This is a genomic window from Rufibacter immobilis (genome assembly GCF_003721565.1).
GTDB lineage: Bacteria > Bacteroidota > Bacteroidia > Cytophagales > Hymenobacteraceae > Nibribacter > Nibribacter immobilis.
In genome coordinates this window covers 1,396,883-1,411,788 of sequence record NZ_RJJE01000017.1, presented here as the reverse complement: position 1 = coordinate 1,411,788, position 14,906 = coordinate 1,396,883, and the positions used below count along the sequence as shown (strand labels likewise).

The following is a 14,906-nucleotide window of genomic DNA, read 5'->3' as shown; positions in this document are numbered from 1 at the left end:
ATTGGTATATAGTGATTTATGAGCTTTCGCTCTAAGCCACGCCGCCGGAAAACTGTGGAATTTTTCCCCAACTTGTGGAGGGGGAGTGGGGGAGAACTGGGGCAGATTGGGCAAAACTGAAGCAGTACTGCAAGCGGAAGGCTTAAAAGCTAGGCTTGCGTTTTGAGGCTGTTTTTAGAAAAACAGCCTCAAAACGCAATACTGTTATTGAGCAGCCACTTTCGGTTTGGTTTGTTTAGGAACGATTTCTTTGGTGGGAATAGTCAGGTTATTCGTTTACTAATCAAGGGTTTATGTGTTTGCTAAAAATATTTTAGCAATAGTATGTAACTTACTGATTTACAGGAGTATAATATTAGTATAAAATCTGCGTTGGTGGCACTTTTACGCTACTTGGCCTGTTATGAATCTGAACTGAAACTAAAGGAAATGCAGACGAAAATGAATCAAGCAAACAACGAGGAGAAAGTGCTGAAGAAGCATAAAATCGAGAGCTTTGATATCTCTCGTTCAGATGAGACGATGCACTTGGCCGTTGACTTAGCCAAGTTCATCAAAGAGAACAGACTTTTCCAGAATATACAGGGCAAAGAATATGTGAACGTAGAAGGCTGGCAGTACGCTGGTTCGCGTTTGGGTATTCTGCCGGTGGTAGACGAACTCACCAACATGAGCGACTCCACAGAGATCAAATATCTGGCGAAGGTAAATCTGTTGAACCTGCGTTCTGAGCAAATTGTGGGCGCTGGTTTTGCCATCTGTTCTAACAAGGAGCAGGGCCGGAAATATTACCAGGAATACGCCATTGCCTCTATGGCCCAGACCAGAGCCATCGGGAAAGCGTACCGCAACGCCTTGGCCTGGATCATCAGGGCGGCCGGATATGAGCCAACTCCCGCTGAGGAAATGGATTACCAAGGCAACGTGACGGAGCCGAAGGTGGAACAAGCCGCTAAGCCAGCCGCCGCTAAAACCATGAAAGCCGTTCCGGCAGAACCTGCCGCCGAAGCAGCTCCGGCTGTAGCTACTCCTGTTGCCCCGGTGGCCGAGGAAACTGTGGTGAAGTATGCCACAGCCAAGCAGAAAGAGGAAATCATCCGTCTGCTGAACAACCCGGTGATTACCCGGCAGGAGAAAACCAAGATGCTCCTCAACATCAACAAACTGGACGAAGAACGCGCCAAGCAGTCTATCCAGAAGCTGAAGAAAGTGATTGAAGACCGCGAGCACGAGCAATCTGCCGCTGCGTAATACGTATCAAAATAGATTGAATGTACAGAAGCCCGGCCCTTGGCCGGGTTTTCTGTTTTAGGGCCAATTTTGGAAAAACGGCCCCTAAACAGAAAAGCTGCTCTGGTGGATTGCCCTTGCCCTGCTTCTTCTCAAAGGTTGGCGAGGCTCCGGTGGTGCCCATGGCTGGCAACTATTTCGTATTTTTGGGTGATCTATGGCAGACATTCAGGCAATTTTAAAGCAGTATTGGGGGCACGAGGCGTTCAGGCCGGGGCAGGAAGACATCATCAACTCAGTGCTGGCGGGTAACGACACACTGGCCATTCTGCCTACGGGCGGCGGCAAGTCGGTTTGTTTTCAGGTGCCGGCCATGGCCATGGAAGGGGTTTGCCTGGTGGTGTCGCCGCTTATCGCACTCATGAAAGACCAGGTGGAGAACCTGAAGAAACGGGGTATTTCGGCGGCGGCGTTGCACGCGGGGCAGCCGGAGCGCGAACGTGACCTCATTCTGGACAACTGCGTGTTTGGTGTCACCAAGTTCCTGTACCTCTCGCCGGAACGTTTGCAGACTGAGCTGTTTCTGGCCCGCGTCAAGCGCATGAACGTGAACCTCATTGCCGTAGATGAGGCCCACTGTATCTCGCAGTGGGGCTACGATTTTCGGCCTCCTTATTTAGAGATTGCGAAGCTGCGCGAAGTGTTGCCTGCCATTCCGGTGCTGGCCCTGACGGCCTCGGCCACCGAAGCCGTGAAAACCGACATTCAGGAGAAACTTCAGTTCAGGAAGCAGCAGGTGTTCCAGCAGAGTTTCGCCCGCAAGAATCTTTCGTACAGCGTACTGCCCACGGAGGACAAAGAAGGCCGCCTGCGCGAGATTTTGCAGAAGATGCCGGGTACGGCCATTGTGTACGTGCGCAACCGCCGCCGTACCCTGGAGCTGGCCCAGTGGCTCCAGAAGCAGGGCGTGAAAGCCGCCGCCTACCACGCCGGATTGCCCCACCAGACCCGCGCCACCGCCCAAACCGACTGGATACAGGACCGCGTGCGGGTGATAGTGGCTACGAATGCCTTCGGGATGGGGATTGACAAACCCGATGTACGGCTGGTGGTGCACCTGGACCTTCCTGATTCTTTAGAAGCGTACTACCAGGAGGTGGGACGCGCCGGACGCGACGGGAAATACAGCTATGCCACCGTATTGTTAGGCCCTGAAGACGCACCTTTGCTGCTCAAGAAAACCGAGGAAGCCTACCCGCCCGTGGAAACCGTGAAACGCGTGTACCAGGCGCTGGCGAACTTCTACCAATTGGCCACCGGCAGCGGCGCTTTCCAATCCTTTGACTTTGATTTGGCCCATTTCTGCCGCACGTACCAATTATCGCCGGTTGAGGCGCATTATTCCCTGAAACAACTGGAGAGCGAAGGGCTGCTGCAACTGAACGAGGGTTTCTATAGTCCGTCTAAAGTGAGTTTTCTGCTCAGCAACACCCAGCTGTACGAATTTCAGATCCTGAACGAAACGCTGGAGCCCATCATCAAAGGTTTGCTGCGGTTGTACGGCGGGGAAATGTTCCGCGACTTCGTGAAGATCTCTGAAGCCGGGCTGGCCAAGCACCTTGCTTTGCCGGAGGCCAGCATTCGGCAACAGTTACAGCACCTGCACCAGCGTAAGGTACTGGTGTATGAACCGCAGCATGACGGTCCGCAGGTACAGTTCACCGCCCCCCGCTTCAGTGCCGATGCTTTACCCATAGACCACAAGCGCCTCCAGCTGTTCCGGGAGCGGGCCGTGGGCAAGGCCCAGGCGGTGGTTGCGTTCATGCAGAACAGAAAGCAGTGCCGCACGCTGCAAATTCTGGCCTACTTTGGGGAGCAGTCCACTGAACCCTGCCGCATCTGCGACTATTGCCTGGCCCAGAAGAAAAAGAAGAAGCTGGCTGAGAACAAGCTGCACATGGAAGCCCGGGTGCTGAGCCACCTGAAAGAAACCCCGCTGCACCCCAAATCCATTGCCATGCACTTCAGTTCCTCAGAGCAGGAACTGCTGGGAGACCTGCTACAGGAAATGTTGGAAAGCGGTCTGGTACAGTATGCCGCCAACGGCAATCTGGAGCGGAAAGGGAAGTAGTATCTTTGGTTGTTATAATATGTTAAATAAAGACAAAGATTATGCTCAAATGGTGAGGATATCTTAGGTTTGAATGGTTCCAAAAGCAGAAGGGGCGGCCAAATCAATTGGCTGCCCCTTCTGCTTTTGGAGAGTGAAAGCGAGATTAAGTTAATGGAGTTTCTTCCACTTGCAGCGCAATCACGCCAGGCAGTTGCTTGCCTTCCATGTATTCCAGCAAAGCACCGCCACCGGTAGACACATAGGACACATCATTGGCGTGGCCCATTTGGGTTACCGCTGCCGCAGAGTCACCGCCGCCAATGAGGGAATAGGCTCCGTTTTTGGTGGCGTCTACCACTGCCTCGGCAATGGTTTTGGTGCCTATTGCGAAGTTCTCGAACTCAAACACGCCCATAGGACCGTTCCAGAGGATGGTTTTGGAGTTACGAACCACTTCCGCGAATTGGGCGCGGGTATCGGGTCCTATGTCTAAGCCCATCCAGCCGTCTGGAATGGTGCCGCTAGATACTACCTGGGTGCTGGCGTTGTTGTCAAAGGCATCGGCAATGACGGTGTCCGTGGGCAGGTAGATTTTCACGCCTTTCTCTTCGGCTTTCTTGAGCAGGTCAAGGGTGAGTTGCTGCTTGTCTTCCTCCAGCAGCGAATTCCCGATGGTGCCGCCCTGGGCTTTGGCAAACGTGTAGCTCATGCCGCCGCCAATGATGAGGTTGTCCACGCGGTCCAGGAGCTGCTCAATCACCAGGATTTTGTCAGAGATTTTGGCGCCTCCCATAATAGCGGTGTATGGGCGGTCTGCGTAGCTCAGTACGCGTTGGGCATTGTCTAACTCGGCCTGCATCACAGAACCGCACACTTTGTCATGGGGGAAATAATCTGCCACGATGGCGGTGGAGGCGTGGGCGCGGTGGGCTGTCCCGAAGGCATCGTTCACGTACACCTCGCCCAGCAGGCTCAGTTTTTCGGCGAAAGCCTGGTTGCCTTGCTCTTCCTCTTTGTGGAAACGCAGGTTCTCCAGCAGCAGAATCTCACCGGGTTGCAGATTGGCGGCCATTTCAACGGCCTCGGCGCCAATACAGTCCGGGGAGAATTTCACCTGGGTCTGGAACACGTTCTCCAGTGGTTTAAGTAAGTGCTTGAGCGAATATTTTTCTTCCGGACCGCCTTTGGGTCTGCCCAGGTGCGACATGAGCACCACGGAACCGCCGTCGTTCAGGATCTTCTTGATGGTGGGCACGGCCGCTCTGATGCGGGTGTCATCAGTAATCTCAAAATTGCTGTTGAGGGGAACGTTGAAATCAACCCGAACCAAGGCGCGCTTGCCCCGGAAGTTGTATTGCTCAATGGTTATCATAGTCTGGTAATTTGGTTTCTAGCTACGGTTTCCTGACCTATCAGGCCCGACAAATATAAGGATTGTTCTGAAGTTGCTTCCCGCATTATACGCAAGCTGGCGTTTAGGGGCTGTTTTTAGAAAAAGAGCCCCTAAACGCCAGCGTACCCACCAAGATATCCATCAGGGTTTTACTCTGGAACTGGTTCAGCAGCAGGGAGGAAAGGCTTAGGCCAAATTTGCCGCATTGCTTTCCAGGTTTTAACGGGGCGGGGCTAGTTTGGGCCTTTTTTTGGAAAAAGAGCCGCTAAACGCCCGCGTGCAAGCGGCAGAGTATCAGGCGCCTTAGATCAACCTGTAGGTCGGCGCAAGAACTAAAACCCAACCCATAGAAACGAAAGACCAAAATCTGTATCTTTGCCCTAATGAAAATTGGAATCATCTTTGGGGGGCCGTCCCGGGAGCGCGAAATCTCTTTCGCCGGCGGCCGCACCGTCTTCGATAATTTAGATAAGTCTCTGTTTGAGGCCGTACCTGTTTTTGCCGACAGCCTGGGGAATTTTATCCTGCTAGACTGGCACTACATCTACAAAGGAACCATCCGCGATTTTTATCCGCCGGTAGACGTGCTGCCCACCACGGAGCACGGCCTGCAGATGTACCTGGAGTCCCTTGGCAAACTGACCGAGGAGGAACTGGACCAGATTGCCGCCAAAGTGGGCAAACGCATTTACCCGCACCAGTTCAAGCAGCTGTTTGATTTCGCGTTCCTGACCCTGCACGGGCCGTACGGCGAAGACGGCAGCATCCAGGGCTTGCTGGAGTGGTACGGCATTCCGTATTCCGGCTCGGGTATTTTGCCTTCGGCCATCGGGATTGACAAGATCGCGCAGAAAGCGTTATTGCAGCAGCACGGTTTCGCCACGCCAGATTACCGCATCCTGAACTTACAGGACTGGCACGCTACCAAGGACAAGGCCGCTTTGTTAGAGGGTTTGGTGGCTGATTTGGGCTTGCCGCTCGTGCTCAAGGCGCCGCACCAGGGCTCTTCCATTGGCGTGTCTATCATCAAAGAGAAGAATGTACAGCTGTTTGAGGAAGCCGTGGCGCGCAGCCTGTTCTCGCTCACCATCCAGAAAAGCGAGTGGAACGGGAAAAGCGCGGCGCAGCAACTGAACTTCATCAAAACCCTCACCGACATTAGGGAGGGCATCGGCTTGCCGGTACAAACCCAGGACGGGAAACTGATTTATGCGCCCGAGGAACTGCTGGCGCTACTTTCGGCCACTTTTACGGAAAACGGCCCCGAAACGCTCACCCTCACCAACGTGGAGAGCGAGACGCAGGTGCTCATTGAGGCCTTCATCAACGGGCGCGAGTTCTCCTGCATTGTGGTGCAGGACCAGCAGGGGCAACCCATTGCGCTGCCGCCCACAGAAATCAGAAAAGGGGGAGAGGTTTTTGACTACCGTTCTAAATACCTGCCCGGCCTGAGCCGCAAAATTACGCCCATTGACCTGCCTACGGAGCAGATTCAGCAGATCCGGCAGGAGTGCGAACGTCTCTACACCAGTCTGGGCTTCAACGTGTACGCCCGTCTGGACGGTTTCATTACTCAGGACGGACAGATTTTCCTGAACGACCCCAACACCACCAGCGGCATGCTGCCTTCGTCGTTCTTCTTCCACCAGGCCGCCGAAATTGGCTTGAATCCGTCGCAGTTCCTGACCTATATCATTAGAACGTCTCTGGCCGAGCGGGTGAAATCTGGAAAGAACACATCCTATTTAATAGGGTTGCTGAGAAAACTGGAAACGGCCATGGCCGATGAGCGCGCGCACCGCCACGATAAACTGCGGGTGGGCGTGATCATGGGCGGTTACTCGTCTGAGCGCCATATCTCCGTGGAAAGCGGCCGCAACATCTACGAGAAACTTTCCTCGTCTACCAAATACGAACCCATTCCCATCTTCCTGACCGGCAACGACGAGACGCACCAGCTCTACCAGATTCCTATCAACATCATGTTGAAGGACAATGCCGATGACATCAAGGAGAAGATTGAGGCCTCGGAAGCGGGCGTGCCTACGCACCCCGTGCTGGCGCAGATTAAGGAAGAAGCCAAGGGCATTACCAGCCTGTACGCCGGTAATTCCTTGCAGAAGCCACAGTGCCTGACGTATGAGCAGCTGCGCAGTTTAGTGGATGCGGTGTTCATTGCCCTGCATGGCAGACCCGGCGAAGATGGCGTGCTGCAGACCGAGCTGGAGAAATTCCAGATTCCGTACAACGGGTCTGGTATTCAGAGCTCGCAGGTGACCATCAACAAGTTTGAGACCAACAAGATCCTGCGCCAGAACGGGATTCCGGTGGCCGACCACATGCTGGCCTTCAAGAAAGACTGGCAGGAGAACCAAGCGGCATTCTTTGCGCAGATTGAAGAGCGTTTCGGGTATCCGTTCATTGCCAAACCTGCCGATGACGGCTGTTCTTCGGCGGTGAAGAAGATTAAGACCCGGGAGGAACTGGAGGCTTTCGCGGAGCTGATTTTCCGGAATTCCATAGAGATACCGGAAACCCCGGCGCGCGTGCTTAAGCTGAGTTTCAAGGAAGAAGTGCCGCTGAAGGGATATTTCCTGATAGAAAACCTGATCTCAGCCGAAGGCGCGAAGCATTTCCTGGAGATTACCGGAGGGTTGCTCACGGGCTACGGCCCTGACGGCCGCACCCAGTATGAAATATTTGAAGCCTCAGAAGCGTTGGCCGAAGGAGAAGTGCTGAGTCTGGAGGAAAAGTTTTTGGCAGGTGAAGGGCAGAACATTACGCCCGCCCGCTACGCCAAAGACCCAGCTGAGCGCCAGCGCATCTCAGACCAGGTGAAACAGGACTTAAAGCGGGTAGCCGAGATTCTGCGCATTGAAGGATATGCCCGCATAGATGCCTTCGTGCGCGTGCACCAGGACGGAAAGGTGGAGACCATCATCATAGAAGTGAACTCGCTGCCGGGCATGACGCCGGCCACGTGTATCTTCCACCAGACCGCCATCAACGGCTACAAACCCTATGATTTCATTGACCGCATCCTGCAGTTTGGCATGGAGCGCACCAAAAAAGTTATCTCTTAGTTAAATGAGCTCTTTCCTGAAAGCCCAGTCCCTGGGGGACGTGTTCAAGCACCTGGCCATTATGGTGGCCATTGTGCTGCTGCTGATGTTCCTGTTTTTCTTTGTGTACCTGCCCAGCACCACCAACCACGGCGAAACTATCTCGGTGCCTAACCTGGCGGGAATGAGCGTAGAGGAGCTGGAAGATTTTCTGGCAGATAAAGACTTGCGCTACTACGTGAGTGATTCAACCTATGAGCAGGGCAAAGCTCCTTTCTCCGTGATCACGCAAGAGCCTAAAGCGGGTGAGAAAGTAAAGCAGGGCCGCAAGATTTACGTGAGCATCAACATGAAGAACCCGCCGCTCATTAAAATGCCCAAACTCATTGACGGTTCAGTGAAAAACGCCGAGATGATTTTGAAAAGCTATGACTTGAACCTGGGGGAGATCAAATACGTGCCAGACCTGGCGCTCAACGCGGTACTACGGCAGCTGCACAACGGCAAAGACATTAAACCCGGTGACCCGGTAGCCAAAGGTTCCCGCATTGATCTGGAGGTAGGAAACGGTTTGGGTAATACTGAGTTAGAGGTGCCGGAGCTGGTGGGAATGCCCATTGATGAGGCCACCATGGTAGTCACCGGGCAAGGTTTGCAGGTTGGCAGCGTTATTTACATGGCAGCCCCCAACGGGGAAGCAGACGGAACCGTATTAAAGCAGCGCCCCATAGCCGGTGAGGGGGCCATGATCAGAACCGGAGAATTGATTGACCTTTGGGTGGCCGGGCCTCAGCCGGTAGCTCCCGTACAATAATACCTTATGCACCAGTGGCTGACCATCTTTCTGTTGATTTTCTTGGGGGGATGGTCGGCCCAGGGGCAGCTATTGACACCCCTGAACAGTGCCCCGCCCCATGTAGCTGGAGGAAAGGGGCCGGGCCGGTCTGATCTTACCCCACAGCCCTTAGACGGCGAAACCTTAGTCCTTCCTTTTTTTGATGATTTTGCCAGTGGCGAAGGCGGGCCAGATTCCCGCCGATGGCTTCCCGGCGGAAACGTCAACGTCACCAATCGGTTGGCGGCAAACCCGCCCACCATCTTTGCGGCTACTTTTGATGGCCTTCAGGCTAACGGTCAGCCCTACGGCAGCGCCAATACCACTGGTCCCACAGATACGCTCACCTCAAAGGCCATCGCCTTAAGTTCCTTTCAGCCTGAAGACTCCCTGTACTTAAGTTTTTACTGGCAAGCCGGTGGTTTGGTAGACGCGCCTGATTTCTCTGGGAGCATGCTCTATTACTTGCAGCTGGAGTTCAGAGATGCCAGCGGAACCTGGTCGCCGGTGTGGTCGCAGAAAGGAGCCGGACGCAGTACCAATTTCGCGCCGGTGATGGTGGCCCTGAAGGAAAGCCGCTATTTCTATGACGGTTTTCAGTTCAGGTGGGTGAGTAGCGGCTCCAGAAACGGTCTGCGGGACGTGTGGCACCTGGATTACGTGTACCTGGACCGGAATCGCCGTTTGGGGCAACTGCAGACCACAGATGCCGCTTTTACCCAACGTTTGCCCTCTTTGCTGCGCCGGTACACGGCCATGCCCATTTGGCAGTTCCTGGAGAACCCTGGCAATGAGGTGAGATCAGAAGTGGGTGCGTCTTTCAATAACCTGAGCAATTTACCGGCGGCCATTAGTTGGAGGGCCTACAGTAGGAACCTAACCACCGCCGCCGTTGATACTTTTCTGCGGGGCAGTGCACCAGTAAGTGCCGGAGCCAGCCAGCCGGTGGCGGGGTCGCCATCAGTTCCGTTTCTGAGCCGCCATACGCAGCCGCATGTTTTAGAAACAGTTTTGTTCCTGAACACAAGAGAGCCCAATTTCTACACCCGCTACAACGATACCCTTCGCCGAGAGACCTCATTGCAGGATTTCTATGCCTATGACGATGGCTCCGCCGAGACCGGTTTTAGCTTCCCTTCCAGCAACGCGGTGCAGTTAGCCTACCAGTTTGAGTTAAGTAAACCAGATAGAATCAAGACCGTCCGGATTTACTTTACGGGCACCAATACCCCCGGTACAGAGCTTTTCCTTCGCCTTTGGGCAGATGACAACGGTCAGCCGGCCCGTCAGCCGTTACATGAGCAGCGGTTCACGGTACCGCAGACAGTTGGGCTGAACAATTGGCTAGACATCGTTCTGGAGCGGCAGGTGGAAGTGCAGGGCAGGTTTTTTGTGGGATATAGGCAGCCTACGGGCGGAACCTTCGTGAACGTAGGGTTTGATTTGAATGAGAATGCCAATGGAAAGCTGTTCGCCATGAATGGTACGGCGGCATGGCAGGCGGTGCCGGATCTGGGAGGGGCAGTCCTGATTAGACCCGTGATGGCCGGTACGCTGACCGCCGTTGAGGAGGAAAGTCTGACGCAGGCGAAGCCGCTTTTATACCCTAATCCAACTACATCGGGTTCTTTTTACTTGCAGCAGGGCTATGACCAGGTAGAACTGTATTCGCCGCAGGGGCAGTCGCTGCAGGTGTGGGGAAAAGTGCCGCCTACCCAGGCGCTACAGGTACAGGCTTCGCTGCCCGCAGGAATTTATCTTGTAAAAGCCCGAAAAGGTGACCAACTTAGGACCGCAAAATTAATCCTTCTAAAATGATTACTTCTGATATCACCGCCGCTGAATTGAAACAACGTTTGGCCAATAATGAAACGCCCATCCTGCTGGATGTACGTGAGCCTTGGGAACATGAGGAGCAGAGCATTGCCGGTAGTAAACTGATTCCGCTGGGTTCTTTGCCCGAGCGCCTGCATGAGCTGGAGGAATACAAAGACCAGGAGATTCTGGTACACTGCCGCTCCGGAAAACGGTCGGCCACGGCCCAGGCCATCATGCAGCAGCAAGGCTTTACCAACGTGCGCAATGTCTTAGGCGGAATGTTGGCCTATAACGAGGCTTAGTTCTTAACAACTGCGCCTGAAACGAGGATTCCGTTTAGGGGCTGTTTTTCCAAAAACAGCCCCTAAACGGAATCCTCGTTTTCTATAAGTTCTACAGCCTCAGTTGGTGAAAAGGCAAAAAGTCTTTTTTAAGTGATCCCGTCTGGATTCCAACCAAAGACCTACTGCTTCGAACTGATAAGCAAGCATTAGCTAATCAATGTGATCTGATACTTTTAATTGGCTGGTTTTCTGTTGGGCCCACTTGAAATCGAACCAAAGACTATATTATTGTTTGTGGTTTAGACCGTTTTTCGAAAAAAGAGCCCCTAAACGCAAAGGTTTAGTCAATCACGAAAGGGGCAGGGCTGAAGCTGAGGAGGAACACTAGCAGGGCCACGTAACCCAATATTTTGCGCCCTCTGCCCAGAGGGGCTTCATTGGGGCTGGGCGGATGGAAAATACCCAGAGCCCTGGAGAGAACAAGCCCGAAGATAAGCCAGCCGTTGTAGCCCTGTGCCTCGGGCCAAATGAGTTGTAACGTTATCTGCGCGCACAGGACTCCGGCCGCTACTAGGATACCTCTACGTATCTCTGGAAACATCGGCCGGAACACAATGAAGAGATACATCCCGTATCCTGCCCAAAGCCACCAGTCCTCTTCCCAGTTCACCTCCAGTGGGAGAAGGCCCAAACCGGCATAAAAAATAAAGACCGTAAACAGCACCGGTGACCATTTGTTGAACCGTTCGTAGCCCACCATGCCGTACAGAATGTGCCCGCCGTCTAACTGGCCAATGGGCAGCAGGTTAAGGGCCGTGAAGAACAAGGACAGGAAGCCCGCAAACAGAAAAGGGTAATGCGTCATCTCGTATCGGCTGGGCAGCAGGGCCGGGTCCGCGAGCCAACGCTCGAAAAACCAGAACAGAAGGTTGGGCCCCAAAGCCAGGTCATCGGGCCTGCCGTAGGCGTACAGCGCGTAACTTTCGCCCCAGAGGCGGTAGTGGCGATGTATCTGGTACAAGTACTCCAGCGGGGGCAGGTGCGTGAAGCCATACACCAACAAGCCCACGGCCACCACAAATCCGGCCAAGGGTCCGGCAATTCCTATGTCAAAGAATTCTTTGCGGGAGAAAATGCGGTCTTTGATTTTAATGAAGGCCCCCATGGTACCTATGCCAAATGTGACCCCCAGCCAAACCGGGATGTAATAGGGCAAGGTCACCCGTACTTTATAGAAACGGGCCGTAAGGTAATGCCCAAATTCGTGCACACTCAAGAACCCCAGGAATGCCAGGGAAAAGGCCAGGCCACCCACTACCTCAGGTAAGGAGATGGTGAGCTGCCAGGTGAAGCCTTCGGGGCCATATAGATACATTTTCCCGTAGCGCCATTCGGCCCCTGCCAGGGTGGTGGTAACCAGCGTGAGCACAAATAGGAAGAGGTGTAGGGCAATTTTACGCGCCATGCTCCGGCAAGGCCTCCTTCAGCACTTGGTTAATGGTGAGGGGGGGAGCGAGGTGGATGGTTTGCAGACCTACTTGCTGGGCACCTACAATGTGTTGGATGCTGTCATCAATAAACAAGGTTTCTTCGGCCTTCAGTCTATTTTCGGCTAGAATGTGTTCAAAGACTTCGGCGCCCGGCTTGCGTTTTCTCACCAGGTGGGAGTAATACGGCTTGTCAAAAAGCTCATCTAAACTAGGGATCCCGTAGCTGTCTGACACAATCTTATTGAAAGCCACCATATGAATGGCGTTGGTGTTGCTCAGTAAATACAGGCGGTAATGCTTTTTGAGAGCCCGCAGCAACTCAATCCGTTCGGCCGGGATGTCCAGCAGCATGGTGTTCCAGGCTTGGTCAATCTGGGCGTCTGTGGCATTGATGCCATACTCTTTTCTTAGCCCTTCCCGGAACTCCGCATCTGAGATATCGCCGCGTTCATAGAGGTCAAACAGTTCTGACTGAGCCTTTTGGCTGAAGTCTACCTGCGTTTCAGAAGCGGTGAAGGCTCTAAGTGCATCGGTGCTTTTGGCGTAGTCAATGTTGATGATCACTCCGCCTAAATCGAAGATGATATTTTTGATAGAAGAAAAGTCCACGATAAATGAGTGCTTTGTTTTGCGATTTCAAACACAAATTTGTAGAATTGCACCACCAAATCAAAGAACAAAGGTTTGGACGGGCCTATAGCTCATTCGGTTAGAGCAACTGACTCATAATCAGTAGGTGCTTGGTTCGATTCCAAGTGGGCCCACTTCATAATCAGCCACTTACGAGGTAAAACTTGTAGGTGGCTTTTTTATTTGCCTATCATCAGCACATAATTGAATTTCAGCACTCAATTTACAATGAGACATCTGCCTAGAGGCGGGTAATTAATTAATGCCATGCGGTATGATAAAAATGATGTGCTTGAAGAATCTGATCTTCATAGAGTTATGCTCAATTAATTTTATAATAAATTGAGAGTAATAGATACTCCTCTAAGATACAGGCCAAGCATAGAGAAAGCATTTATTGGAAATATTTGATAAACTTTTTCTCAAAACAGGTACTTCTTTTTAATATGCTTTATATTCATAAAGTATGACCACGCGAAGAGAGTTTGTTAAAAAAAGCAGTTTTGCTGCCTTGGGCGTTGCCGCCATGGGGCTTCCTTTCAATGCCTTAGCTAACTATGAGGCGTTCACCAGCAAACGGCCTCCAATAAACCAGCGGCATTTCTCCAGCAAAGTCATTGAAAAAAAGCTGGCCGATGTGAAGAAGGCCATTGGTGACCAAGAGCTTGCCTGGCTTTTTGAGAACTGTTTTCCCAATACCTTAGATACAACTGTCTCCTACCGTGAGGTCAATGGCAAACCGGACACGTTTGTCATTACTGGTGACATTGAAGCCATGTGGCTCCGAGACTCTACGGCGCAGGTGTGGCCGTATCTGCCATTTACTAAAGAAGAGAAGAAGTTGCAGAAGTTGGTGGCGGGTGTCATCAACCGGCAAGTGCAATGCATCTTGATAGATCCCTATGCCAATGCCTTCAACAATGGGCCTAAAGGGAGCGAGTGGGCCTCAGACCTAACCACCATGAGGCCTGAATTGCATGAGCGTAAATGGGAAATAGATTCCCTTTGTTATCCTATTCGTTTGGCGTACCATTACTGGAAAACTACCGGTGACATTAGCTGCTTTGACGCAGACTGGCAGAAAGCCATGGGATTGGTGGTAAGAACTTTTAAAGAACAGCAGCGCAAAGAGGGCAAGGGCCCTTACACCTTTCAGCGCACTACACCCAGACAAACTGACACGGTATCTGGTGCTGGGTACGGCAATCCTATCAACCCGGTGGGCCTAATCTGCTCCACGTTTCGCCCTTCAGACGACTCTACAATTTACCTATTTCTGGTGCCCTCCAACTATTTCGCGGTGGTGTCTTTGCGGCAATTGGCCGAGATGAGCCAGAATATTGCCAAAGACGCCGCCTTTGCTGCAGAATGTACAGCGCTGGCTACTGAAGTAGAGAAAGCCTTACAACAATATGCCATAGCTGATCACCTCAGGTATGGAAAAGTTTTCCCTTTTGAAGTAGATGGCTTTGGTAATAAACTTTTTATGGATGATGCCAACATTCCCAGCTTGCTGGCCATGCCGTACCTGGGTGCTTGTTCCCTGCAGGACCCTGTGTATCAGAATACTCGTTCGTTTGTCTTGAGTAAAGATAACCCGTGGTTCTTCGAGGGCAAAGCCGGGAAAGGCATTGGTGGTCCGCACGTAGGCCCTGGGATGATCTGGCCTATGAGTATCATTATGCAGGCCATGACCAGCCAGTCAGATGCTGAAATAAAAGAGTGCCTGCAAACCCTTAAAACTACACACGCAGGTACCGGATTCATGCATGAAACCTTCCATAAAGATAATCCGGAAAATTTCACCAGAAAGTGGTTTGCCTGGGCGAATACCTTGTTTGGCGAGCTTATCTTGAAGCTTCACGCTGAACGCCCCCACCTCTTAAAGGCTTCATAGCCAAAGCTGGGTCGCTTGTTTTAGGGTTTATTTTTTAAAAACAGCCCCTAAACGGATGAGTAAGATTCTATTTAGGAGGAGATTCAATGTAAATAGTAAGGAGGTGGGCATAAATCATTTTCACAGAATAGACAATAAAAACTAACTGCAAGAC

10 protein-coding genes and 1 tRNA gene are annotated in these 14,906 nt (G+C 52.4%); 8 read left to right on the top strand and 3 right to left on the bottom strand.

The features are described from left to right. Positions 1-441: 441 nt before the first annotated feature. Together EFA69_RS18890 and EFA69_RS18885 are read left to right on the top strand one after the other, a co-directional pair. The gene (locus EFA69_RS18890) at positions 442-1,251 is read left to right on the top strand and encodes a hypothetical protein (protein ID WP_123134918.1); all 810 of its coding nucleotides are present in this window, start codon (positions 442-444) and stop codon (positions 1,249-1,251) included. Positions 1,252-1,447: 196 nt separating this feature from the next. After that, complete coding sequence (locus EFA69_RS18885) at positions 1,448-3,361, top strand: RecQ family ATP-dependent DNA helicase (protein ID WP_123134610.1); 1,914 nt, start codon at positions 1,448-1,450, stop codon at positions 3,359-3,361. Between the two features lie 145 nt (positions 3,362-3,506). Here EFA69_RS18885 and EFA69_RS18880 read toward each other — a convergent pair whose 3' ends face one another. Then, positions 3,507-4,715 (bottom strand): phosphoglycerate kinase, encoded by a 1,209-nt coding sequence (locus EFA69_RS18880; RefSeq protein ID WP_123134609.1) that lies wholly within the window; start codon positions 4,713-4,715, stop codon positions 3,507-3,509. Positions 4,716-5,119: 404 nt separating this feature from the next. Here EFA69_RS18880 and EFA69_RS18875 point away from each other — a divergent pair, with 404 nt between their 5' ends. Genes EFA69_RS18875 through EFA69_RS18860 form a run of 4 tightly spaced genes read left to right on the top strand, consistent with a single transcriptional unit; the run spans position 5,120 to position 10,753 of the window. Further along, positions 5,120-7,819, top strand: a complete 2,700-nt coding sequence (locus EFA69_RS18875) for a D-alanine--D-alanine ligase family protein (protein WP_123134608.1) — start codon at positions 5,120-5,122, stop codon at positions 7,817-7,819. 4 nt (positions 7,820-7,823) lie between these two features. Next, positions 7,824-8,612 carry a PASTA domain-containing protein gene (locus EFA69_RS18870; protein ID WP_123134607.1) on the top strand — a complete coding sequence of 263 codons (789 nt, stop codon included), beginning with the start codon at positions 7,824-7,826 and terminating at the stop codon, positions 8,610-8,612. Positions 8,613-8,618: 6 nt separating this feature from the next. Beyond that, positions 8,619-10,451: a T9SS type A sorting domain-containing protein gene (locus tag EFA69_RS18865; RefSeq protein WP_123134606.1), complete on the top strand. Its 1,833-nt coding sequence runs from the start codon at positions 8,619-8,621 to the stop codon at positions 10,449-10,451. After that, complete coding sequence (locus EFA69_RS18860; protein ID WP_123134605.1) at positions 10,448-10,753, top strand: rhodanese-like domain-containing protein; 306 nt, start codon at positions 10,448-10,450, stop codon at positions 10,751-10,753. Before EFA69_RS18865 ends, EFA69_RS18860 begins: the two co-directional genes overlap by 4 nt. Before the next feature lie 322 nt (positions 10,754-11,075). Here the strand turns inward: EFA69_RS18860 and EFA69_RS18855 are convergent, their stop codons facing one another. Together EFA69_RS18855 and EFA69_RS18850 are read right to left on the bottom strand one after the other, a co-directional pair. Beyond that, entirely contained in the window at positions 11,076-12,200 is a 1,125-nt protein-coding gene (locus EFA69_RS18855) for a site-2 protease family protein (RefSeq protein WP_245964635.1), read from the bottom strand. Beyond that, the gene (locus EFA69_RS18850) at positions 12,190-12,834 is read right to left on the bottom strand and encodes an HAD family hydrolase (RefSeq protein ID WP_123134604.1); all 645 of its coding nucleotides are present in this window, start codon (positions 12,832-12,834) and stop codon (positions 12,190-12,192) included. The genes EFA69_RS18855 and EFA69_RS18850 overlap by 11 nt, the downstream gene beginning before the upstream one ends. A gap of 81 nt (positions 12,835-12,915) precedes the next feature. Here EFA69_RS18850 and EFA69_RS18845 point away from each other — a divergent pair. Both EFA69_RS18845 and EFA69_RS18840 read left to right on the top strand, forming a co-directional pair. After that, positions 12,916-12,989 (top strand) — tRNA-Ile (locus EFA69_RS18845). 332 nt (positions 12,990-13,321) lie between these two features. Continuing rightward, a complete protein-coding gene (locus tag EFA69_RS18840) occupies positions 13,322-14,752 on the top strand; it encodes a glycoside hydrolase family 125 protein (protein WP_123134603.1) in 1,431 nt (476 codons plus the stop codon). Positions 14,753-14,906 lie beyond the last annotated feature (154 nt).

Excerpts from the sequence above, each read along its gene's own strand:
- EFA69_RS18890 (WP_123134918.1), top strand. The coding sequence starts at position 442 with ATGAATCAAGCAAACAACGAGGAGAAAGTGCTGAAGAAGCATAAAATC.
- EFA69_RS18885 (WP_123134610.1), top strand. The coding sequence starts at position 1,448 with ATGGCAGACATTCAGGCAATTTTAAAGCAGTATTGGGGGCACGAGGCG.
- EFA69_RS18880 (WP_123134609.1), bottom strand. The coding sequence starts at position 4,715 with ATGATAACCATTGAGCAATACAACTTCCGGGGCAAGCGCGCCTTGGTT.
- EFA69_RS18875 (WP_123134608.1), top strand. The coding sequence starts at position 5,120 with ATGAAAATTGGAATCATCTTTGGGGGGCCGTCCCGGGAGCGCGAAATC.
- EFA69_RS18870 (WP_123134607.1), top strand. The coding sequence starts at position 7,824 with ATGAGCTCTTTCCTGAAAGCCCAGTCCCTGGGGGACGTGTTCAAGCAC.
- EFA69_RS18865 (WP_123134606.1), top strand. The coding sequence starts at position 8,619 with ATGCACCAGTGGCTGACCATCTTTCTGTTGATTTTCTTGGGGGGATGG.
- EFA69_RS18860 (WP_123134605.1), top strand. The coding sequence starts at position 10,448 with ATGATTACTTCTGATATCACCGCCGCTGAATTGAAACAACGTTTGGCC.
- EFA69_RS18855 (WP_245964635.1), bottom strand. The coding sequence starts at position 12,200 with ATGGCGCGTAAAATTGCCCTACACCTCTTCCTATTTGTGCTCACGCTG.
- EFA69_RS18840 (WP_123134603.1), top strand. The coding sequence starts at position 13,322 with ATGACCACGCGAAGAGAGTTTGTTAAAAAAAGCAGTTTTGCTGCCTTG.